Source organism: Methylovirgula sp. 4M-Z18 (assembly GCF_037890675.1).
GTDB lineage: Bacteria > Pseudomonadota > Alphaproteobacteria > Rhizobiales > Beijerinckiaceae > 4M-Z18.
In genome coordinates this window covers 2,152,751-2,173,686 of sequence record NZ_CP149574.1, presented here as the reverse complement: position 1 = coordinate 2,173,686, position 20,936 = coordinate 2,152,751, and the positions used below count along the sequence as shown (strand labels likewise).

Below are 20,936 nucleotides of genomic sequence, written 5' to 3'. Positions count from 1 at the left end.
GGGGGTGACATGTTCAACTGGGTAACGGATACGAAGCTGCCCTTTGGCCACATGATGCAAGTGGTCATCGAATTCTTTCAGAGCTATTGCACGACGTGGTTCTTCGATCCGTTGCGGCTCGTCATCGAGAGCGTGGTCAGCGCAACGTCCACGGTGCTGACCTTTCTACCGCCGCCCGTCATCATCCTGATCATCCTGGTCTTCGCCTATTGGCGCTTCCGCTCAATAGGCCTGATGATTTTCATCCTTTTGGGCTGCCTGTTCATATGGAACCAGGGTTATTGGGAAGACACGATGAAGACCGTGGCGCTCGTCGCCTGGTCGGCCGCAGTTGCCATGGTCATCGGCATTCCGGTCGGCGTGATGTCGGCGCATCGGCCCAAGTGGTACCGGGTGATCCACCCGATCCTCGACATGATGCAGACTTTGCCGACCCTGGTGTATCTGATCCCGATGGTCGCTTTGTTCCGCCTCGGCGCGGCACCCGGGCTGATCGCCACTTTGATTTTCGCGTTGCCGGCACCGATCCGGCTCACTTATCTGGGCATCAGTTCGACGCCTACCGCGCTGAAGGAAGCTGGTGAAGCTTTCGGTTCGACCAAGCGCCAATTGTTGTGGAAGGTGGAATTGCCGCATGCGATGCCGACGATCATGGCCGGCGTCACGCAATGTATCATGCTCAGCCTTTCCATGGTGGTGATCGCCGGACTTGTCGGCGCCGAAGGTCTCGGCGTCGATGTGGTACGCGCGATGGGCCAGTTCAACATTCCGCGCGGTTTCGAGGCGGGCGCCTGTATCGTGATTCTGGCGATCATTCTCGACCGCCTCTGCCGGGTGAAGGAGGCGCACTGATGAGCGACATTGCAGTTGACTTCAAGAATGTCGACATCGTGTTCGGCAGCAACATCAGCGAAGCGCTGAAAATGCTGGATGCCGGTGGCACGCGTGCCGATATTCTTTCCAAGACGGGCACCGTGCTCGGCTGCGCCAACGGCAACCTCACGGTGAAAGAGGGCGAGATCAGCGTGCTGATGGGATTGTCGGGCTCCGGCAAATCGACTTTGCTGCGCGCGGTCAACGGTCTGAACAAAGTGGCACGCGGGTCCGTGCTGGTGAAAGCCGGCAATGAGATGGTCGATGTCGTCACCTGCAGCGCAGACACGCTACGGCACGTGCGGCAAGGCAGCGTCGCGATGGTGTTCCAGCAATTCGGCCTGCTGCCGTGGCGCACGGTTGCCGAGAATGTGGGCTTCGGGCTCGAACTCGCCGGCATCCCGGAGGCCGAACGGAAAGAGCGCGTCGACAAGCAATTGAAATTGGTGGGCCTCAGCCAATGGGCCGGCAAATATGCGCATGAACTTTCCGGCGGCATGCAGCAACGCGTTGGCCTCGCCCGCGCCTTTGCCACCGAGGCACCGATCCTGCTGATGGACGAGCCATTCTCGGCGCTCGACCCGCTGATCCGCACCAAATTGCAGGACGAGTTGCTGCAACTGCAATCGGAACTGAAGAAGACCATCATCTTCGTTAGCCACGATTTGGAAGAGGCGCTCAAGATCGGCAATACGATCACCATTCTGGAGAGTGGCCGCATCGTCCAGTCCGGCCGACCGGAAGATATCGTTTTGCGGCCCGCGAACGATTATGTTCAGGAATTCATCGCCAATGTGAATCCCTTGAGCGTGCTGACGGCCTGGCATGTGATGCGAGACGTGCGGGACCTCGAGGGCGCCGGCGACGGTTGGGTTTGGCTCGATCGACGCAAGACCACCCGATTCAAACTGGATGCAAACCGCCAGGTCCTTGCGGCGGAGCGCGATGGCCTCCCCGGAACCTGGGTGCATTGTCTGAAGGCAGACGACCCGATCGCGTCGGGCGAGCGGCCCTGCTATTGGGCAAGCCCCGGCACATCGCTTAAGACGGTCATGTTGGCGATGCACAATGCGAATATCGCCCCCGTCGCCCTATTCGACGACGACAATCGTTTTGTCGGTTCGATCGGCGTGCGTGACGTGCTCAAGGCGGTGCTACGCAAGCAGGACGAGGAATAACGCATCGTACCGAAAAGTGGCTACCGGTTTTCGGCACAAGCGATGCGATCGCAATAAGCGACCGCATCGCTGTCACTCGGCAGGCTCCGGTTCCTGCGCCTCTTGGCGCGTGCGCCGCTTCGTCAGCTCCCGCCAAAAGCGCCGGAACGTCCGCCATTGTTGTCCGGCCCAGAAATAATCATTGTCGGCGTCAATCGTCGGGTCGTCGACTCCGCACTGGCGCGGTGTCAGATCGTAGCGTGCGGTCCGGAAAATGATATCCCAGATCGGTAGCACCAGCGCGAAGTTGCAATCGTGGATGTGCGGTTCCTCGGGCGTCGCCATCATGTGATGGACGCGGTGAAAGCGCGGATCGACGAAGACCTTGTCGAGAATCGGGCCGATGATTATGAGAACCGTATATTCCGATGCCGACACGCCCATGAACGAGCCGACGATACCGGTAATGTTCCCGTTCGATGCCACCGATCTACGCCGCGGCCAAATAGGAATAGCGACTGCCGACACCGAAGAAGAAATCGATCATCGTGACGGCCCTGCCCACTCTACTCGGCCGCTTCGCTTTGCTTGGCCTTCAGCGGCCGTCGGTCCAGCACCTCTTTCAAGAATCGTCCGGTATGCGACCGTGGGACCTTGATAATGTCTTCCGGCGTGCCTTCGGCCACGATTTCGCCGCCGCCGTCACCGCCCTCTGGCCCAAGGTCGATGATCCAATCGGCGGTCTTGATGACCTCGAGATTGTGCTCGATCACCACGACGGTATTGCCCTGATCCACCAGTTCATGCAGCACTTCGAGCAGCTTCTTCACATCGTGGAAATGCAGGCCCGTGGTCGGCTCGTCCAAAATATAGAGCGTGCGGCCGGTTGATCGGCGCGCCAATTCCTTGGAGAGCTTCACGCGCTGCGCCTCGCCGCCCGACAGGGTGGTCGCCTGTTGGCCGACATGCACATAGTCCAGACCGACGCGTTTCAGCGTCTCCATCTTATCACGGATGGTCGGCACGGCCTTGAACAGATCGGCGGCTTCTTCCACCGTCATATCAAGCACATCGGCGATGCTTTTCTCCTTGAACTTGACCTCCAATGTCTCGCGGTCGTAACGCTTGCCTTTGCACACGTCGCAAGTGACATAGACGTCCGGCAGGAAGTGCATTTCGATTTTGATAACGCCATCGCCCTGACAGGCCTCGCAACGGCCGCCCTTGACGTTGAACGAAAACCGTCCCGGCTGGTACCCGCGGGCTTTGGCTTCCGGCAGGCCGGCGAACCATTCGCGGATCGGCGTGAAGGCGCCGGTATAGGTTGCCGGATTGGAGCGCGGGGTACGGCCGATCGGCGACTGGTCGATGTCGATCACCTTGTCGAGATGTTCGAGACCTTCGACCGTATCGTGCGGAGCAGGGTGCTCAATCGCCCCGTTGAGCCGGCGCGCGACCGCCTTATAAAGCGTGTCGATGATCAGTGTGGATTTGCCGCCGCCCGAGACGCCGGTGATGCAGGTGAACAAACCGACCGGCACCGAGGTCGTAACATTTTTCAGATTGTTGCCACGCGCACCGACAATCTTGAGCGCGCGGCCGGGTGCCGGCTTGCGCCGTTTTTTCGGCGTCGCGACCATGCGACGGCCGGAAAGATAATCGCCGGTCAAGGATTTCGGATCGGCTATGATCTCGTCGGGCTTGCCTTCGCTGACGATGCTGCCGCCATGGATACCGGCGCCGGGGCCCACATCGACCACGTAATCGGCGGTCAGGATGGCGTCTTCGTCGTGCTCGACGACGATCACTGTATTGCCGAGATCGCGCAGCCGGCGCAACGTCTCCAACAACCTGGCATTATCGCGCTGGTGCAGGCCGATCGACGGCTCGTCCAAGACGTAAAGAACGCCGGTCAGTCCCGAGCCGATCTGCGAGGCGAGGCGAATGCGCTGGCTTTCGCCGCCCGACAGCGTGCCTGACGAACGTGACAGGGTGAGATATTCGAGGCCGACGTCGAGCAGGAAAGTCAACCGCTCGCGAATTTCCTTCAAGATCCGTCCGGCGATCTCATTGCGCTTGGCATCGAGCTTGCTCGGCAGCTCGTTGACCCACGTCACCGCCTGCTTGATGGACAGATCGGTGATCTCGCCAATATGGCGGTGATCGACTTTGACCGCCAAGGCCTCCGGCTTCAGCCGATATCCATTGCAGGCGCGGCAGGGCGTTGCGGCCATGTAACGGCTGATTTCCTCGCGCGCCCAATCGCTTTCGGTTTCGAGATAACGGCGTTCGAGATTGTTGATCACGCCCTCGAACGGTTTCTTGACGTCATAGGCGCGCAGGCCGTCGTCATAGGAGAATTTCACCTCGTCATCGCCCGAGCCATACAGAATGACGTCGCGCGCTTTCTTCGGCAGATCGTCCCACGGCGTGTCGAGCCGGAACTTGAAATGCTTGCCGAGGCCTTCGAGCGTCTGCGTATAATAAGGTGAGGTGCTCTTGGCCCACGGCGCGATGCCGCCCTTGCGCAAGGTCAATTTGCCGTCCGGTACCACGAGATCGGCGTCGACTTTCTGCTGCGCGCCAAGGCCGCTGCACACGGGGCAGGCGCCGAAGGGATTATTGAAGGAGAACAGGCGCGGCTCGATCTCCGGAATGGTGAAGCCGGAAACCGGGCAAGCGAATTTCGACGAGAACATGACCCGTTTGGCCTCGCCTTTCTCGTCCTTCTCATCGGCGAGTTCGAGCACGGCGATGCCGTCCGCAAGTTCGAGGGCCGTCTCCAAACTATCTGCCAAGCGCGAGGCGATGTCGGGCCGCACGACGATGCGATCGACGACGACATCGATATCGTGTTTCAGCTTCTTGTCGAGCGTCGGTGCCTCGGCGATTTCATAGAACGTGCCGTCGACCTTCAGCCGCTGAAAACCGCGCTTCATGAATTCGGCGATTTCCTTGCGATATTCGCCTTTGCGGCCACGAATGACCGGCGCGAGCAGATAGGCGCGGGTCTTCTCGGGCATTGCCAGAATGCGGTCGACCATCTGCTGGACGGTCTGGCTTTCGATCGGCAGGCCGGTCGCGGGCGAATAGGGAATGCCGGTCCGCGCCCAGAGCAGGCGCATATAATCGTAAATCTCGGTGACGGTGCCGACGGTGGAGCGCGGGTTTTTCGACGTGGTTTTCTGCTCGATCGAGATCGCCGGCGACAGGCCGTCGATCTGATCGACGTCCGGCTTCTGCATCATTTCGAGAAATTGCCGCGCATAGGCGGATAGGGATTCCACGTAGCGGCGCTGGCCCTCGGCATAGATCGTATCGAAGGCCAGCGAGGATTTCCCCGAGCCCGACAACCCGGTGAACACGACCAGCTTGTCCCGCGGGATGGTGAGATCGACATTCTTCAGATTGTGTTCCCGCGCGCCGCGGATGGAAATGACGCGCGGATCACTGGCCGGAAACGGCAATGCATCGGTCTCGGAACCGGCGGCGCGGCGGCCCGCGCCGGCTTTCGAAGGTTTGGCTTTCATGAATGTACGGATCTCGTAGCGGTCGGCCCTGGTCCGACGGATAGCACATGTAATCTAAGCGCAGCCGCGATCAAGGTCGAGACCGGGAGGGGAACAAAATGGCACCATTCCTGACAGTTTCTGTCAGGACGCGCAAACCCGCGATTTAGCGCCTCCCGCAACCATAAATAGGAGCCATCCCGGTTCGACCGGCCTTCAGCCGCTTGTTCTCTGGGTGCAAAGCCTTTATGGCTGATGACAAGAGGGCGGAACAGCCTGGATTCTCAGTGAAATTGAGAGAGGGTGCCGGGCCTGGGACGTTAAATATTGGGGAGGATACGCGTGGCATCGGTCGTGACGGCGGACGCACCAAAGGCTTCGAAGCCTTGGTACAAGGTGCTTTATATTCAGGTTTTGACTGCCATTGTCTTGGGTGGGCTCCTCGGTTGGCTGGACCCGGCGCTGGCGACGAACGATTGGTTGAAGGCCCTGGGCGACGGGTTCATCAGCCTCATCAAAATGGTGATTGCGCCGATCATTTTCTGCACCGTCGTGTCGGGAATTGCGCATGTGCAGGACGCCAAGAAAGTCGGGCGCATCGGCATTAAAGCGCTGGTCTATTTCGAGATCGTCTCGACCTTCGCGCTTGTTATCGGCCTGGTGATCGGCAATGTGCTCCGCCCGGGCGCTGGGTTCGGCGGAGCAGGCGCCAATGCGCAGGCGGTGGCCCAGTTCGTTGCTCCGGACAAGCAGATCAAATCCGTCGATTTCCTGCTCCATATCATCCCGGATTCGGTTGTCGGCGCCTTTGCCCGCGGGGACATTCTTCAGGTCCTGCTGTTCGCCATCATCTTCGGCTTTTCGCTGATGTTTATGGGCGAACGCAGCGCCTCGCTCCGCACCTTCATCGACGATATGTCCCATGCCGTTTTTGGCGTGATCGCCATCGTGATGAAGGCGGCGCCCATCGGCGCTTTTGGCGCCATGGCCTACACGATCGGCAAATATGGTACCGGCGCCATTTTGAACCTGCTGGGGTTGATCGGCACGTTCTATCTTACCTCGGGCCTATTCATCATTGTCGTTCTGGGCATTATCGCCCGGATCGCCGGGTTCTCGATCTTCAAGTTCCTCGCCTATATCAGGGACGAATTGCTGGTCGTCCTGGGAACCTCATCCTCGGAAAGCGCATTGCCGCAGCTCATGGCGAAACTGGAACGGCTTGGCTGCTCCAAATCCGTCGTGGGTCTGGTCGTGCCAACGGGATATTCCTTCAATCTCGACGGAACGAATATCTATATGACTTTGGCAACCCTGTTCATCGCGCAGGCGCTGAACGTCGACCTGACGCTCGGACAGCAACTCACTATTGTGCTCGTTGCCATGTTGACGTCGAAGGGTGCGTCCGGGGTCACCGGAGCGGGCTTCATTACGCTTGGCGCGACGCTTGCCGCGGTCGATCCGCGGCTGGTACCGGGGATGGCGATCGTGCTAGGCATCGACAAATTCATGAGCGAGTGCCGCGCCTTGACTAACATTGTTGGCAATGGCGTCGCATGCACGATCGTTGCGTGGTGGGAAGGCGAACTCGACCAGGACAAATTGCGCAGCGGCCTCAATCGCGAGGTTGATCCGGCCGACATCGAGACCGCGGTTTCGGCCGGCTGAAATCTTAGGACGGCGACGTTTCCCCGCTTGTTGCAGGGAAACACTTATGATAGGAACAAATAATGAACATACTCGCTGTGGAAAATTTAAATCTGACGGCGCAAAGGGCCGTGCGGCGGAGTAGGGTGCGCCACGTGCAAGAGAGGCAAAAAGGAGAGAGCCATGTCGGGCAGTGTCAATAAAGTTATCCTGGTCGGAAACGTCGGCCGCGACCCGGAAGTGCGGCGCATGTCCTCTGGCGATGCGGTGGTCAGCTTCAGCCTGGCAACGACGGAATCCTGGCGCGACAAGGCGACCGGCGAGCGCAAGGACAAGACCGAATGGCACAACATTGTGATTTTTAACGACAACCTCGGCAAGGTCGCGGAGCAATATGTCCGCAAGGGCTCGAAGATCTATCTCGAAGGGCAGCTCCAGACCCGCGAATATACCGATAAGGACGGCAATCAGCGCCGGGTAACCGAAGTGGTGCTACAACGGTTCCGTGGCGAGCTCACGCTGCTCGACAGCCGCAATTCCCGCGGTGAAGGCAGCGGAGGCGGCGAGGTGGAGCATGGTTCGTCCGGAGGCAGCTTCGGCCGGTCGTCGCCGATGGAAGGCCGCCGGGCCGCCGCCACGCCCGGGCGTAGCGCGCCGGCGCCTGTCCCGGCTGGCGGTCACGACCTGGATGACGACATTCCGTTCTAATCTTCGCTTCGCGCGACTGCCGGATGACCCGCTTTTTTGCCCTCGTGCTGGTCTTTATCGCGGGTCTCCTGCCCAATTTCGCGCGTGCCGATGACATGATTGTCGAAAAGCGAGTGTTCGAACTGCCGGAGATGACCACGGTCTCCGGCAAGGTGATCAAGAACGTCAAGATCGGCTGGGAGGCCTACGGCACGCTCAATGCCGACAAATCGAACGTGATCCTGGTCGCGCATTTCTTTTCGGGCACCAGTCATGCGGCCGGCAAATATGCCGCCAGCGATCGGTTGCCCGGCTATTGGGATGCGATTATCGGTCCCGGCAAGGCGATCGACACGAATAAATATTACGTCATTTCATCCGATACGCTTGTTAACCTGAATGTCGGCGATCCGCGGGTGACCACGACGGGTCCGGCAAGCATCGATCCCGATACGGGAAAGCCTTATGGCATGCGCTTTCCCCTCGTGACGATCGGGGATTTCGTCAAAGTGCAAAAGGCTTTGGTCGAAAGCCTCGGCGTCACCAAATTGCATGCGGTGATGGGGCCGTCCATGGGCGGCCTGCAGACCTACGAATGGGCGGCGTCCTATCCGGATATGGTCGAGCGGATCATGCCGGTGATTTCGGCGGCCGATCCAGGGCCGTGGCTGACGGCCTGGCTCAATGTCTGGGCGGCGCCGATTCTCGTCGATCCCAAATGGAACAACGGCGATTATTACGGCAAGGAGGCGCCGCTCGAAGGGTTGAAACAGGCGTTAAAAATCGTCTCGCTGCAGGCGAACGACGCGCCCTGGGCGGAGAAGAGCTTTGGCGATGCTTGGGCCGAAGAGGGCAAGGATCCGTTGCGGGCTTACGACAATCGCTTCAAGATCGAAGCGGCTCTCGACGCGGCGGCGGGCGCTCGGGCCGCCCTGGCGGATGCCAATCATTTTCTCTATCTCGTCAAAGCCAATCAAACTTTCGTGCCCGGCGCCGGAGCAGGCGCAAAGACGGCGGCAGAGGGGCTGCGGCGGATAAAGGCGAAGACCTTGATCATCTACTCCTCCGATGACCGGGTTTTTCTCGCGCCCTGGATCCAGGCGACGGCCGAAGCGATCCGCGCGAATGGCGCGCCTGTGGACGTCGCGGAAGTGAAGGGGCCGATGGGGCATCTCAACGGTGTTGCCCTGATGGCGCCGCTCACGCCCAAGATCTCCGAGTTCCTGGAGAAATAGATCGGGGTAAGGTTACTTGCCGATGTTCAAGACACCATCGATGACGAATTGCACGGCAAGGGCGGCTAGGATGACGCCAAGCAGGCGGGTCAAAACGATATTGCCGGTCGTGCCCAACAAACGCGAAATCTGCTCTGAAAGCCGGAAGCAAACGTAAGTAATCGCCATGATGCCGGCAATGACCAGCATCAGGCCGCTCAGCATCCACCAATCGCCGCTGGCGCGGCCTGCTAACAGAATCGTCGCCGTAATCGCGCCAGGCCCTGCCATGAGCGGGATGGCGAGCGGGAAAGCGGCGACATTGCGGATCTGGTCGATCGTGACGGCTTCCTCGGCGATGTTCGATTTGCGTCTGGCGCGCAGCTCGAACACCATTTCGAATGAAATCCAGAACAGCAACAAGCCGCCCGCGATGCGAAAGGCGGGCAAGGAAATGCCGAGCGCTTTCATCACGATATCGCCGGCAAAACCAAAAAGAGCCATGATGGCGAAGGCGATGATGACCGCCCGCATCGCCACTTCGCGCTTCTGCGACGGCGCCATGCCGAGCGTCAGGCCGATGAAAATGGGTGCCAGTCCCGGCGGGTCGATAGTCACGAGAAGTGTGACGAAGGCGCTTTTGAGGTAGTCGAGCAGCATGTCGTGGCACCAGAAACCCATATCTTTCAGCCATATCATGACTGGGCGCAACCGAAAGGCCAAGGCCTATTGCATGCCGTCGTGACGGCGCAGAATCTTGGCCGATTCTTGCGCTTTTCGCGATTTTGCCGAAGCCTTGATACCGGTAATATGGAGTTTGTGTAGAAAATTCACATAACTAATTGATATATATAATTAAATATCTTCTCTATTTCGCTCGTGGAAAGTAGCATTTCCGGCCAAAATCGGCTACATAGAAGCAATCGATTTTCTCAAGGATTCGTTGCACTTGGCTGACAAAGATCAAGACAGACCCGAGAGCTCGGACGGTTCCGAGATCCGGCCCGTTTCCATCACCGACGAGATGCGCCGCTCCTATCTCGATTATGCGATGAGCGTGATCGTCAGCCGCGCATTGCCGGATGTGCGCGACGGGTTGAAGCCGGTGCATCGCCGCATTCTTTACACGATGCACGAGAACGGCTTCACGCCGGACAAAGCCTATGTGAAATCCGCCCGCCCGGTCGGCGACGCGATGGGTAAATATCACCCGCATGGCGACCAATCGATCTACGACGCCCTGGTCCGCATGGCGCAACCGTTTTCCATGCGGCTGATGCTGGTTGACGGCCAAGGCAATTTCGGCTCCGTCGACGGCGATCCGCCGGCGGCCATGCGTTACACTGAATCCCGTCTCGCCAAACCGGCCATGGCCCTGCTCGAAGACATCGAGCTCGATACGGTCGATTTTCAGCCGAACTATGATGGCAAGGACCAGGAACCAACGGTTCTGCCGGCACGCTTTCCCAACCTTTTGGTCAACGGCGCCGGCGGCATTGCGGTCGGCATGGCGACCAATATCCCGCCGCACAATCTGGGCGAGGTGATCGACGCCGTCATTGCGATGATCGACAAGCCGGAGATTTCGGTCGACGAACTGATGGAGATCATTCCGGGGCCGGATTTTCCGACGGGCGGCATCATTCTCGGCCGTGCTGGCATCCGGGCCGCCTACCACACCGGGCGTGGCTCGATCGTGGTGCGGGCGAAAGTTCATGTCGAGGAGCTGCGCAAGGATCGCGAGGCCCTGATCGTCACGGAAATTCCCTATCAGGTGAACAAGAAGACCCTGGTGGAGAAGATCGCCGAACTCGTGCGGGAAAAGCGGATCGAGGGCATCGCGGAGCTGCGCGACGAATCCGACCGCGAAGGCATGCGCATCGTGATGGAAATCAAGCGCGATGCTCTGCCTGATGTGGTTCTGAACCAGCTCTACCGGTTCACGCAAATGCAATCGCCGTTCGGCGCGAATATGATCGCGCTCAATGGCGGGCGGCCGATGACGCTCAACTTGCGCGATTTCCTCACGGCTTTCGTCGAGTTCCGCGAAGAGGTCGTCACCCGCCGCACCAAGTTCTTGCTCGGCAAGGCGCGCGACCAGGCGCACATCCAGGTCGGCTTGGCGATCGCTGTCGCCAATATCGACGAGGTAATCCGGTTGATCCGCACGTCGCCGGACGCGGCGACCGCCCGTGCCGCTTTGATGGATCGGGATTGGCCTGCGCTCGACATGGAGCCTTTGATCACTCTGATTGCCGACCCGCGCCACACGTTGAACGCCGATGGCACCTATCGGCTGTCCGAGGCGCAGGCCCGCGCGATCCTGGATTTGCGCCTGCAACGCTTGACGGCCCTGGGCCGCGAGGAAATCGCCGAGGCGTTGAACAAGCTTGCGGCCGAAATTGCCGACTATCTCGATATCCTGCGCTCGCGCATCCGGATGATGACGATCATCAAGACCGAATTGCAGGAGGTGCGCGACGCCTATGCGACGCCGCGGCGCACCCAAATCGGCGATTCCGACGCCGATATGGAAGACGAGGATCTGATCCAGCGCGAGGATATGGTCGTAACCGTCAGCCACGCGGGTTACATCAAACGCGTGCCGCTCTCGACTTACCGCGCCCAGCGCCGCGGCGGCAAGGGCCGCGCCGGCATGCAGACGCGGGACGAGGATTTTGTCGCCCGCCTGTTCGTCGCCTCGACCCACCAGCCGGTTCTGTTCTTCTCGTCGCACGGGCAGGTCTACAAAGAGAAGGTCTGGCGTTTGCCGCTGGCGGCGCCGCAATCGCGCGGCAAGGCGCTCGTCAACATGCTGCCCTTGGAAGAGGGCGAGCGCATCACGACGATCATGCCGTTGCCCGAGGATGAGGCGGCCTGGGCCGCGCTCGACGTGATGTTCGCCACGACCCGCGGCTCGGTGCGTCGCAACAAGCTGTCCGATTTTGCCCAGGTGAACCGCGCCGGCAAGATCGCGATGAAGCTCGATGAGGGCGAGGGCATTGTCGACGTGCAGATCTGCACTGAATTGGACGATGTGCTGCTCACTACCGCCAAGGGCCAGTGCATCCGCTTTGCCGTGCCGGAAGTGCGCGTCTTTAAGGGGCGCGATTCCATGGGCGTGCGAGGTGTCACCCTCGCGGACGCCGATAAGGTCATTTCTCTTGCCATCCTGCGCCACGTGGATGTCAGCGGCGAGGAACGGACCGCCTATCTCAAGATGCGCCGCGCCATTGCCGGCGAGGTGAACGGCGAAGAGGTGGAGGCAAGCGAAGAGGGGGCCGAGACCGGTGCCGTTTCAATCTCGCAGGAACGCTACGGCGAATTGTCGGCCCGCGAGCAGATCATTCTGACCGTTTCGGTTAACGGCTACGGCAAACGCACCTCGTCTTACGAATACCGTGTCACCGGCCGCGGCGGTAAAGGCATCGTGGCCATGGCTGTGAACACGCGTAACGGCGACCTGATCGCCTCCTTCCCGGTCGAGCATGCGGACGAAATCATGCTCGTGACCAATGGCGGTCAGCTCATTCGCTGCCCGGTCGACGGGATCCGCGTCGCCGGACGCTCGACGCAAGGCGTGATCGTCTTCAACACGGCGGAGGACGAAGAGGTCGTGTCGGTCGAGCGGATCAGCGATACTGGCGACGATGAAGGTTTGGAAGGCGGCGAGGAGTGAGCGGGCTTGACCGTCTCGCCATCGTCACCGGTCCAAAAGAAGGCGCCGAGCCTGCGGCACAACTCCCAATCTGCAGAGCAGCGTGCAAACTCAGCGCGCGCCTTGATGCTGTGCCGCAAAGGCCGGATAATGCAATTCGGCTAAAATCATCGCCTAAGGGAGCTGACGGGGGCAATGACCAAACGAATCGCCTTCTACACGGGCTCATTTGACCCCGTCACCAACGGGCATCTGGATGTGCTGCAAAATGCGGCGTTCCTCTGCGACAAAGTGGTCGTGGGGATTGGCGTGCACCCCGGCAAATCGCCGATCTTTACTGTCGCCGAACGCCAAGCCTTGCTGCGGGCGGCGCTGGAACCGGTGGCCAAGGCTGCGGCCTGCGAACTCGACGTCGTGACCTTCGACGACCTCGCGATCGACGCCGCGAAACGTTTCGGCGCCGGCATTATCGTGCGGGGCCTGCGCGACAGCGCTGATTTCGATTATGAGATGAGCATGGCCGGCATGAATGCGGCGCTCGAGCCGCATGTGCATACGGTGTTTTTGCCAGCCTCCCCCGGTGTTCGTCACATTACGGCCACGCTGGTACGGCAAATCGCCCATCTTGGTGGCGACGTGTCGTCTTTCGTGCCGGCCAATGTTGCAGCCGCGCTCGCCGCCAAATTCCAAAAATGAGAGAGGATCCTTGATGACCATTTCCCGCCGCGAAGCCCTCAGCGGGGCGCTTGCCCTTGGTCTTGTCGCAACACGGGCATCCGCCGACGATTTGTCCAATACCGTCTATCTCGATACCAAGGATGGGCGCGTCATTATTCGTTTGCGTCCCGATCTCGCCCCCAAGCATGTGGCGCAAATCAAGACGCTCACCAGTCGCGGCTTCTATAATGGCCTGAAGTTCCACCGCGTCATTCCCGGTTTCATGGCCCAGACCGGCGACCCGAAAGGCGATGGCACGGGCGGTTCGGATCTGCCCGATATTCCGGCAGAGTTTTCCTCGACGCCGTTCAAACGCGGTACCGTTGGCATGGCTCGTGCCGAGAGTCCCGACTCGGCCAATTCGCAATTCTTCATCTGCTTTGCCGAGGCTCCCTTCCTCAACGGTAAATACACCGTGGTCGGTGAAGTCACGTCCGGTATGGATGTGGTCGACAAGATCAAGAAGGGCAGCGAGGACGACAATGGCGCCGTCACCAATCCGGATAAAATCGTGAAAATGCAGATGGCGGCCAAGTAATTCGGGAGGGCGCGCCCCGGCCGGGGCAAGGCAGGTAGCCTTGCCGGCCGAAAAATGCTCCGCCCGGTTTCATCCCGTACCCCTGGCCGCATTAACTGGCCGCCCATTTCCCATTTACCGCGCGCCCCGCATGGTCTATTGCGGGGCGCATCTTTTTTGGAAAAACGAGGACACTCGATGAGCGAAGCTGGCAATACTCTGACGCTGGAAACCACCAAGGGCCCAGTCGTCATCAAAATGCGCCCCGATTTGGCGCCGAACCACGTCGACCATATCAAGAAGCTCGTGTCGGAAGGCTTCTATGACGGGATTGTCTTTCACCGCGTGATCGAAGGCTTCATGGCCCAGACCGGCTGCCCGCACGGCACCGGCACTGGCGGCTCGAAATATCCGGACTTGAAGGCCGAGTTCAACGCCGAGCCGCACGTGCGTGGCACGGTCTCCATGGCCCGCGCCCAGAACCCCAATTCCGCGAACTCGCAGTTCTTCATCTGCTTCAAGGACGCGCGCTTCCTCGACCGGCAATATACGGTGTGGGGCGAAGTCGTCTCGGGCATGGAGAATGTCGACAAGATCAAGCGCGGCGAGCCGGTGCGAGATCCCGACAGCATCGTGAAAGCAACTCTGAGCTAATGGCAAATGGCCGCGGGCGTTGAGCCCGCGGCCTGCCACGTTCGATCCTGATGCGCGTCGATCTCTTTGATTTCGAACTGCCGGAAGATCGCATTGCGCTGCGCCCTATGGTGCCACGCGAAGCAGCGAAACTCCTTGTCGTCGCCCCCGATGGCGCTTTGAGCGATCACCATGTCGGCGATCTGCCCGATTTCCTGCGCCCAGGCGACGCACTGGTCGTCAACGACACGCGCGTCTTGCCGGCGCGTCTTTACGGTATCCGCCGGCGCGGCGACGCCGTCGCGAGAATCGAAGCTCTGCTGCACAAGCGCGAGGGCGCCCATCTCTGGCGGGCCTTCGTGCGGCCGGCAAAGAAGCTGAAGGTCGGCGAGCGCGTGCAGTTCGGCGAGGATAGCAATGCGTGCTTCCTCGGCCGGCTCGATGCGCAGGTGGTCGAGAAGACGGAAGGGGGCGAGGTCCTTTTCGCATTCGATCTTTCCGGCGGCGCATTGGACGATGCCATCGTGCAGGCGGGGCACATGCCCTTGCCGCCCTACATCGCCTCCAAGCGCCCGGACGATGCCGGGGATCTTGCCGATTATCAGACCATGTTCGCGCGCGAGACGGGCGCCGTCGCCGCGCCGACCGCGGGATTGCATTTCACGCCGGAATTGCTCGCCCGTGTCGAGGCCAAGGGCGTCGCCGTCCATCGCGTGACGCTGCATGTCGGGGCCGGGACGTTTCTGCCGGTGAAGGTGGACGATACCGACGCGCACCAAATGCATGCAGAATTCGGCGTCGTCACCCCCGAGGTCGCCACCGCGCTTAACGCAGCGCGCGCCAATGGCGCGCGAATTGTAACGATCGGTACAACGTCACTGCGCATTCTCGAAAGCGCCGCGAGCGCGGCGGGCGAAATCCGGCCCTTTGCTGGCGACACAAGCATTTTCATCACGCCCGGCTACCGCTTCCGGGCGGTGGATATCCTGATGACCAATTTCCATTTGCCGCGCTCGACCCTGTTCATGCTGGTGTCGGCATTTTCCGGGCTGGAGACGATGAAGGTGGCTTACGCGCACGCAGTGGCGAACGACTATCGATTTTACTCCTACGGAGACGCGTGTTTGCTGATGCGCGCCTAGACAAGATGAACTGCGCGCTGATATTGCGCGCATGGCTTTGGACTCCCATATCGCGCAACTCATCCGCACACATTTTCCCGTTGTGCCGGTGCCTTCGCTTCCCTCCATCCGTCTGCACCGGGCCGGGCCGAAAAGCGGGCTGTGGCGTCTTGCCGAGCAAGATGAGGAAGGGTTCGGCACGCCGTACTGGGCCTATGTATGGGGCGGGGGACTTGTGCTTGCGCATTATGTTCGCGACCATCCCGAGGTGGTCGCTGGCCGGAAAGTTCTCGATCTCGGCACCGGTTCCGGCCTCGTCGCCATTGCCGCGGCGAAGGCCGGTGCCGGCGAGGTGGTCGCTGCCGATATCGATAAATATGCGATGACGGCAGCTGCGCTCAATGCGGCGCTGAACGACGCGACCATGGCCATCATCCAGGGCGACATGCTGGATGGCCCCCCGCCGGCGGTCGATCTGATTCTGATCGGCGATCTCTTCTATGCGCCGGAGCTTGCCGAGCGCGTCCTGCCATTTCTCGACCGATGTCTCAACGCGCACGTCGACGTCTTGATCGGTGATCCGTGGCGCGCCGATTTGCCCCGCTCGAGGCTGCAACTCGTCGCCGAATATCCCATTGTCGATTTCGGCACCTCGGCGCGCGCCGAGCCGCAAATGGCCGGCGTGTTTGTCGTGGCATAGCCTACCTGACTTTTGCGATAACTTGGTCGTCGGCGGAAATCTCCAGTGCTTTCGTGTTGCGGAAATCTATTGCAAAAGTATTGTTTTGCGAGCGGCTTTTGCGACGGATCTGTTCAATGCCTATCACCCGTTCATATTGCGCCACGCATTTGGCGATCCTTGTCGGCATTGCCTTCGCCCAACCAGCGGCGGCGCAGACAGGCGCTGCGAACGACCTCGCCGCCTGCCGGGATATGGCCGGGCCTGACGTCGCGCTCCCAGCCTGCCGTCGCGTGAGCCAAAACTCCGCCGCGCCGGTCGCGGATCGTGTCGAGGCTTACACGACCGCCGGCACGATTCAGTTGGCGCAACCGGCCACAGCGACAGCAGATTTCACCGAGGCGCTGAAGCTCGATCCCAGCTTTTATCCCGCATATACTGGCCGTGCGATGGCGGAGCTTATGCAACACCAGCTGGACAAGGCGGACGCAGATCTCCAGAAAGCATCGGCGCTGAACCAGAAAGGCGATCCCGAAACATTCTACGTTATGGGCCTGGTCGCAGAAGCAAGGGGCGACCATGAAGCCAAGATCGCCTATATGAGCAAGATTCTCGCCGTCGTGCCGGATAGTTACGAGGCCTACAGCGGCCGCGGCAATGGCTATCTCGCGGAAGGGAAATATGATCAGGCGGTCGCGGACCTCAAAAAGGCGGTCGCGCTGAACCCAGATGCCGCCCCGGTGTTGAAACTCAACCTCTTCGCGGCTTATACCGGCCGTGGCACGGACCGAATGGCACATGGTCAGCCTCAGAGCGCTGTCGATGATTTCACCCAGGCCATCACGCTCGATCCCCAGTCCGCCACCGCGTTCAACAATCGCGGCGACGCCTACAACATGATGGAAGAGTATGGTCAGGCGATCCAGGATCTGACCAAGTCTATCGAATTGGATCGCAACTATGCTGTGGCCTATCTGAATCGTGGTGTGTCATATATAAAAATGCACCAGCCGGACCAAGCGATCAAGGACCTTACCCGGGCGATCGCGCTCGATGGCGAGCGACCGCTCGCCTACTTGATGCGCGGCGAGGCTTATATCGATATACCCAATAAAGCCGCCGCGCTGGACGACTTCCGGCGCGGCCTGGCGCTCACGCCAGAAACCGATCCGGACCGCGCTCTCATTCAGGCTGAGATCTATAATTTGTCGCGTTAGGCCGCACCTACTGAACTGATCTATTGGGCACATAATAAATAAAACACGCGCCGCGCGGCTCTGAGCGCGGGATAACATTGGGGCCTTCACGAGGTTGCCTTCCGCTGTCCAGTTGTCTTTCCCATCGGCTCCACGCTACAAGCGCGAAACAACATTCGAGCCCTATGACCGATCCTCTCTTTTCCTTTTCCGTCCACAAAACCGACGGTGCAGCCCGTACCGGCGCGATTTCGACGCCTCGCGGCACCATCCGCACGCCGGCGTTTATGCCTGTCGGCACCGCGGCCACCGTCAAGGCGATGCACCCCGAAGAGGTGCGGCAGCTTGGTGCAGATGTCGTTCTTGGCAATGTCTATCACCTCATGCTGCGCCCCGGCGCCGAGCGGGTGGCCGCGCTTGGCGGCCTGCACACATTCATGAACTGGCAACAGCCGATTCTGACCGATTCCGGCGGCTTTCAAGTGATGTCGCTCGCCAAATTGCGCAAGTTGGACGAGAACGGCGTTACCTTCCAGTCGCATATCGACGGCCGCAAATTCGAGCTGACGCCGGAGCGTTCCATCGAGATCCAGCGGCTGCTGGGGTCCGACATTCAGATGCAACTCGACGAATGCGTGAAATTGCCCTGTTCGGACGAGGAGGCGGCCCGTGCCATGCGTTTGTCGTTGCGCTGGGCGGAGCGCTCGCTCAAGGCCTTCGGCCACCAGCCGGGGCGGGCGATTCACGGGATCGTGCAAGGCGGCGCGGTCCGGACCTTACGTGTCGAAAGCGCGAAGGCCCTGAGCGACATGCCGTTCCACGGCTATTCAATCGGCGGCCTCGCCGTCGGGGAGCCGCAGGACGTGATGCTGGCGATGATCGAAGAGGTCATGCCCCACCTGCCGGAGGACAAGCAGCGTTATCTCATGGGGGTCGGGACGCCGGACGATCTCTTGGAAAGCGTCGCGCGGGGGGTCGACATGTTCGATTGCGTCATGCCGACGCGGGCCGGGCGGCACGGCCTCGCCTATAGCCGCTATGGCAAGATCAATCTTTTGAATGCCCGTCACGCCGACGATCCGCGGCCGATCGACGAAGAGTCCCGATGGGCGGCGACCCGCACCTATTCGCGCGCCTATCTGCATCACCTGATGAAGGCGGGCGAGATCTTGGGCATGATGCTCCTGACGTCGATCAACCTCGCCTATTACCAGGACCTGATGGCCGGCGCGCGCGCCGCCATCGCCGCCGGCACCTACAAGCAATATGTGGCGGACACCAAGGCTGGATGGGAGCGGGGCGATCTAACGCCGCTGCAACCGTGACGGCGTTCCGCGCGGGGGCGATCCGGTCTCGAGCAAGGGAAATTGTACCGCTCGGCCATAAGGTTCGGTCAATTCTTGCAATCGCAGCTTTAAGGGCGCGTCGCGCACCTGCCGAGCACGAAATCGGCAACAAAAAAGCAAGGCGGACGCTCGTCCGGCCTTGCCATAGGTCTCCATCAAACTCTTCCGCGGGTTTGCAGCGCGCATTCGACACGCGCCCAGCCTTGTTGGCCGCGCTGGAAGAGAGTCCCTCCCAAGACTTGGTTTGCAACAGCGCAGCTGCAATCTTTGTCGCTAGCAATGTGCTGTGTGCGGTTTTTAACCGAGATGCTGCATTCTGTCACCTGTTTAGTCAGTGATTGCTAAAAAAAAGAGCACTTTTGTCACATTTAGATCATGTTCCGGAGTCGCCGAAAAATGACGACTCTTTTTTGTCTATTCTTAAGCGATTTGATTTTCATTGTTTTGGGCCGATGCGTCCTATTGGCCGCGCCGTGCGCGCGTTGCAAAGCGCACCGCCTCTTCGGCCGCGCGAAACAAGGCTTGCGACTTGTTGATGCATTCGCGTTGTTCCGACATGGGAACGCTGTCGTAGACGATGCCGGCCCCGGCCTGCACGTGCATCTGCCCGTCCTTGACGACGGAGGTGCGCAGCACGATGCAGGTGTCCATATCGCCGTTCGCGCCGAAATAGCCGATGCAGCCGGCATAAATGCCGCGCTTGTCCTTCTCGAGTTCGTCGATGATCTCCATCGCCCGCACTTTCGGCGCGCCGGACACGGTTCCGGCGGGAAAGCCCGCGACAAGCGCGCTGAGCATGTCATGCTTGGGGTCCAGCACGCCCTGCACGTTCGAGACGATGTGCATGACGTGGCTGTACCGTTCGATAAAGAAGCGGTCCGTCACCTCGACCGAGCCGATTTTGGCCACCCGGCCGACATCGTTGCGGCCAAGATCCAGCAACATCAAATGCTCGGCCCGTTCCTTTGGGTCGGCGAGAAGATCCGTTGCGAGCGCCTCGTCCTCGGTATTCGTTTTGCCGCGCGGCCTTGTGCCGGCGATCGGCCGGATCGTGACCGCCCCGTCGCGTACCCGTACCAGAATCTCCGGGCTGGAGACGACGATCTGGAAGGTGTCGAAATCGAGATAGCAGAGGTAAGGGGAGGGATTGACGCGCCGCAACGCGCGATAAAGCGCGAAGGCCGACAATTCGAACGGAGAGGTGAAGCGCTGCGATAGGACCACCTGGAAAATATCTCCGGCGCGGATGTATTCCTTGGCGCGGTCGACCATAGCCATGAATTCGGCTTCGGTTGTGTTGGAGACCGGCGGCGCCGCCAGCAGATTGGGATCGGCCGGAGGCGTCGTATGGGCGAGGGGACCCTCCAGAACGTCGATCGCCGCTTCCAGCCGCTCCTGCGCCCGCTCGTAAGCCGCCCTCGCGGCAGTGCCGGCTTGCGGATAGACGGGCGAGACCAACAGAATTTCGTCGCGCACGGAATCGAAGATCACCATCAAGGTCGGGCGGATCATGATGGCATCCGGCACGCCGATCGGATCGGGCTTGGCCGGCGCTAGGCGCTCCATTTCGCGCACCATGTCATAACCGAGATAACCGAATACGCCGGCCGCCATCGGCGGCAGCCCGGGCTTGGTGTCGATATGTGATTCCTGCAGCAGGGCGCGCAGCGACACGAGCGGTGCCGCGTCGCAGGGCGTGAAAGCGTTTGGATCGACGAGGGCCTTGCGATTGATCTCGGCTCTGCCATTTCGGCTGCGCCAGATCAGGTCAGGGTCGAGACCAATCACCGAATACCGGCCGCGGATCGCGCCGCCTTCGACGGATTCGAGCAAGAACGCATGCCCGCGATGGGCCGCCTTCAATTTGAGGAACGCTGAGACCGGCGTTTCCAGATCGGCGATGAGCGTCGCCGTGATGAGGGTCGCGCGGCCCGCGTCATAGTCGCGGGTGAAGAGCTCAAAAGAAGGTTCCATGGTCATGG

General features: G+C 60.4%; 17 protein-coding genes. 13 read left to right on the top strand and 4 right to left on the bottom strand.

Features of this window, described 5'->3' with window-relative positions:
• Window positions 1-9: 9 nt before the first annotated feature.
• Window positions 10-852 carry an ABC transporter permease gene (locus tag V9T28_RS10085; RefSeq protein WP_116398834.1) on the top strand — a complete coding sequence of 281 codons (843 nt, stop codon included), beginning with the start codon at window positions 10-12 and terminating at the stop codon, window positions 850-852.
• Entirely contained in the window at window positions 852-2,051 is a 1,200-nt protein-coding gene (choV, locus tag V9T28_RS10080; protein ID WP_116398833.1) for a choline ABC transporter ATP-binding protein, read from the top strand. Before V9T28_RS10085 ends, choV begins: the two co-directional genes overlap by 1 nt.
• 72 nt (window positions 2,052-2,123) lie before the next feature.
• Here choV and V9T28_RS10075 read toward each other — a convergent pair whose 3' ends face one another.
• Together V9T28_RS10075 and uvrA are read right to left on the bottom strand one after the other, a co-directional pair.
• A complete protein-coding gene (locus V9T28_RS10075; RefSeq protein WP_147306374.1) occupies window positions 2,124-2,516 on the bottom strand; it encodes a sterol desaturase family protein in 393 nt (130 codons plus the stop codon).
• Between the two features lie 80 nt (window positions 2,517-2,596).
• A complete protein-coding gene (uvrA, locus tag V9T28_RS10070) occupies window positions 2,597-5,560 on the bottom strand; it encodes an excinuclease ABC subunit UvrA (RefSeq protein WP_116398831.1) in 2,964 nt (987 codons plus the stop codon).
• Between the two features lie 315 nt (window positions 5,561-5,875).
• On the opposite strand from uvrA, the gene dctA reads away from it, so the two are divergent.
• The 3 genes from dctA (at window position 5,876) to V9T28_RS10055 (ending at window position 9,108) form a co-directional block, all read left to right on the top strand.
• Window positions 5,876-7,207 (top strand): C4-dicarboxylate transporter DctA, encoded by a 1,332-nt coding sequence (gene dctA / locus V9T28_RS10065; RefSeq protein ID WP_116399799.1) that lies wholly within the window; start codon window positions 5,876-5,878, stop codon window positions 7,205-7,207.
• A 162-nt stretch (window positions 7,208-7,369) separates the two neighbouring features.
• Entirely contained in the window at window positions 7,370-7,894 is a 525-nt protein-coding gene (gene ssb, locus V9T28_RS10060) for a single-stranded DNA-binding protein (RefSeq protein WP_116398830.1), read from the top strand.
• Window positions 7,895-7,917: 23 nt separating this feature from the next.
• Complete coding sequence (locus V9T28_RS10055) at window positions 7,918-9,108, top strand: E22 family MetX-like putative esterase (protein ID WP_116398829.1); 1,191 nt, start codon at window positions 7,918-7,920, stop codon at window positions 9,106-9,108.
• 12 nt (window positions 9,109-9,120) lie between these two features.
• Here V9T28_RS10055 and V9T28_RS10050 read toward each other — a convergent pair whose 3' ends face one another.
• Window positions 9,121-9,786 (bottom strand): MarC family protein, encoded by a 666-nt coding sequence (locus V9T28_RS10050; RefSeq protein WP_245423851.1) that lies wholly within the window; start codon window positions 9,784-9,786, stop codon window positions 9,121-9,123.
• Between the two features lie 250 nt (window positions 9,787-10,036).
• On the opposite strand from V9T28_RS10050, the gene gyrA reads away from it, so the two are divergent.
• From gyrA to tgt, 8 genes are all read left to right on the top strand, one after another.
• On the top strand, window positions 10,037-12,766 hold the full coding sequence (gene gyrA, locus V9T28_RS10045; RefSeq protein ID WP_116398828.1) for a DNA gyrase subunit A: 2,730 nt from the start codon (window positions 10,037-10,039) through the stop codon (window positions 12,764-12,766).
• 174 nt (window positions 12,767-12,940) lie between these two features.
• The gene (gene coaD / locus V9T28_RS10040) at window positions 12,941-13,441 is read left to right on the top strand and encodes a pantetheine-phosphate adenylyltransferase (protein WP_116398827.1); all 501 of its coding nucleotides are present in this window, start codon (window positions 12,941-12,943) and stop codon (window positions 13,439-13,441) included.
• A gap of 19 nt (window positions 13,442-13,460) precedes the next feature.
• Window positions 13,461-14,000, top strand: coding sequence for a peptidylprolyl isomerase (locus tag V9T28_RS10035; protein WP_116399797.1), 540 nt, complete (start codon window positions 13,461-13,463; stop codon window positions 13,998-14,000).
• A 177-nt stretch (window positions 14,001-14,177) separates the two neighbouring features.
• A complete protein-coding gene (locus tag V9T28_RS10030; protein WP_116398826.1) occupies window positions 14,178-14,633 on the top strand; it encodes a peptidylprolyl isomerase in 456 nt (151 codons plus the stop codon).
• Between the two features lie 50 nt (window positions 14,634-14,683).
• On the top strand, window positions 14,684-15,754 hold the full coding sequence (gene queA / locus V9T28_RS10025) for a tRNA preQ1(34) S-adenosylmethionine ribosyltransferase-isomerase QueA (RefSeq protein WP_116398825.1): 1,071 nt from the start codon (window positions 14,684-14,686) through the stop codon (window positions 15,752-15,754).
• Between the two features lie 31 nt (window positions 15,755-15,785).
• Complete coding sequence (locus V9T28_RS10020) at window positions 15,786-16,433, top strand: class I SAM-dependent methyltransferase (protein ID WP_116398824.1); 648 nt, start codon at window positions 15,786-15,788, stop codon at window positions 16,431-16,433.
• A gap of 149 nt (window positions 16,434-16,582) precedes the next feature.
• The gene (locus V9T28_RS10015; protein WP_158554686.1) at window positions 16,583-17,629 is read left to right on the top strand and encodes a tetratricopeptide repeat protein; all 1,047 of its coding nucleotides are present in this window, start codon (window positions 16,583-16,585) and stop codon (window positions 17,627-17,629) included.
• Between the two features lie 164 nt (window positions 17,630-17,793).
• Window positions 17,794-18,933: a tRNA guanosine(34) transglycosylase Tgt gene (gene tgt / locus V9T28_RS10010; RefSeq protein WP_116398822.1), complete on the top strand. Its 1,140-nt coding sequence runs from the start codon at window positions 17,794-17,796 to the stop codon at window positions 18,931-18,933.
• Between the two features lie 480 nt (window positions 18,934-19,413).
• Here tgt and trpE read toward each other — a convergent pair whose 3' ends face one another.
• Window positions 19,414-20,934 (bottom strand): anthranilate synthase component I, encoded by a 1,521-nt coding sequence (gene trpE / locus V9T28_RS10005; protein ID WP_116398821.1) that lies wholly within the window; start codon window positions 20,932-20,934, stop codon window positions 19,414-19,416.
• Window positions 20,935-20,936 lie beyond the last annotated feature (2 nt).

Bases quoted from the DNA above. Each gene is read 5' to 3' on its own strand.
- V9T28_RS10085 (WP_116398834.1), top strand. From the start codon at position 10: ATGTTCAACTGGGTAACGGATACGAAGCTGCCCTTTGGCCACATGATG.
- choV (WP_116398833.1), top strand. From the start codon at position 852: ATGAGCGACATTGCAGTTGACTTCAAGAATGTCGACATCGTGTTCGGC.
- queA (WP_116398825.1), top strand. From the start codon at position 14,684: ATGCGCGTCGATCTCTTTGATTTCGAACTGCCGGAAGATCGCATTGCG.
- V9T28_RS10020 (WP_116398824.1), top strand. From the start codon at position 15,786: ATGGCTTTGGACTCCCATATCGCGCAACTCATCCGCACACATTTTCCC.
- tgt (WP_116398822.1), top strand. From the start codon at position 17,794: ATGACCGATCCTCTCTTTTCCTTTTCCGTCCACAAAACCGACGGTGCA.
- uvrA (WP_116398831.1), bottom strand. From the start codon at position 5,560: ATGAAAGCCAAACCTTCGAAAGCCGGCGCGGGCCGCCGCGCCGCCGGT.
- V9T28_RS10055 (WP_116398829.1), top strand. From the start codon at position 7,918: ATGACCCGCTTTTTTGCCCTCGTGCTGGTCTTTATCGCGGGTCTCCTG.
- coaD (WP_116398827.1), top strand. From the start codon at position 12,941: ATGACCAAACGAATCGCCTTCTACACGGGCTCATTTGACCCCGTCACC.
- V9T28_RS10050 (WP_245423851.1), bottom strand. From the start codon at position 9,786: ATGATATGGCTGAAAGATATGGGTTTCTGGTGCCACGACATGCTGCTC.
- ssb (WP_116398830.1), top strand. From the start codon at position 7,370: ATGTCGGGCAGTGTCAATAAAGTTATCCTGGTCGGAAACGTCGGCCGC.
- trpE (WP_116398821.1), bottom strand. From the start codon at position 20,934: ATGACCATGGAACCTTCTTTTGAGCTCTTCACCCGCGACTATGACGCG.
- V9T28_RS10030 (WP_116398826.1), top strand. From the start codon at position 14,178: ATGAGCGAAGCTGGCAATACTCTGACGCTGGAAACCACCAAGGGCCCA.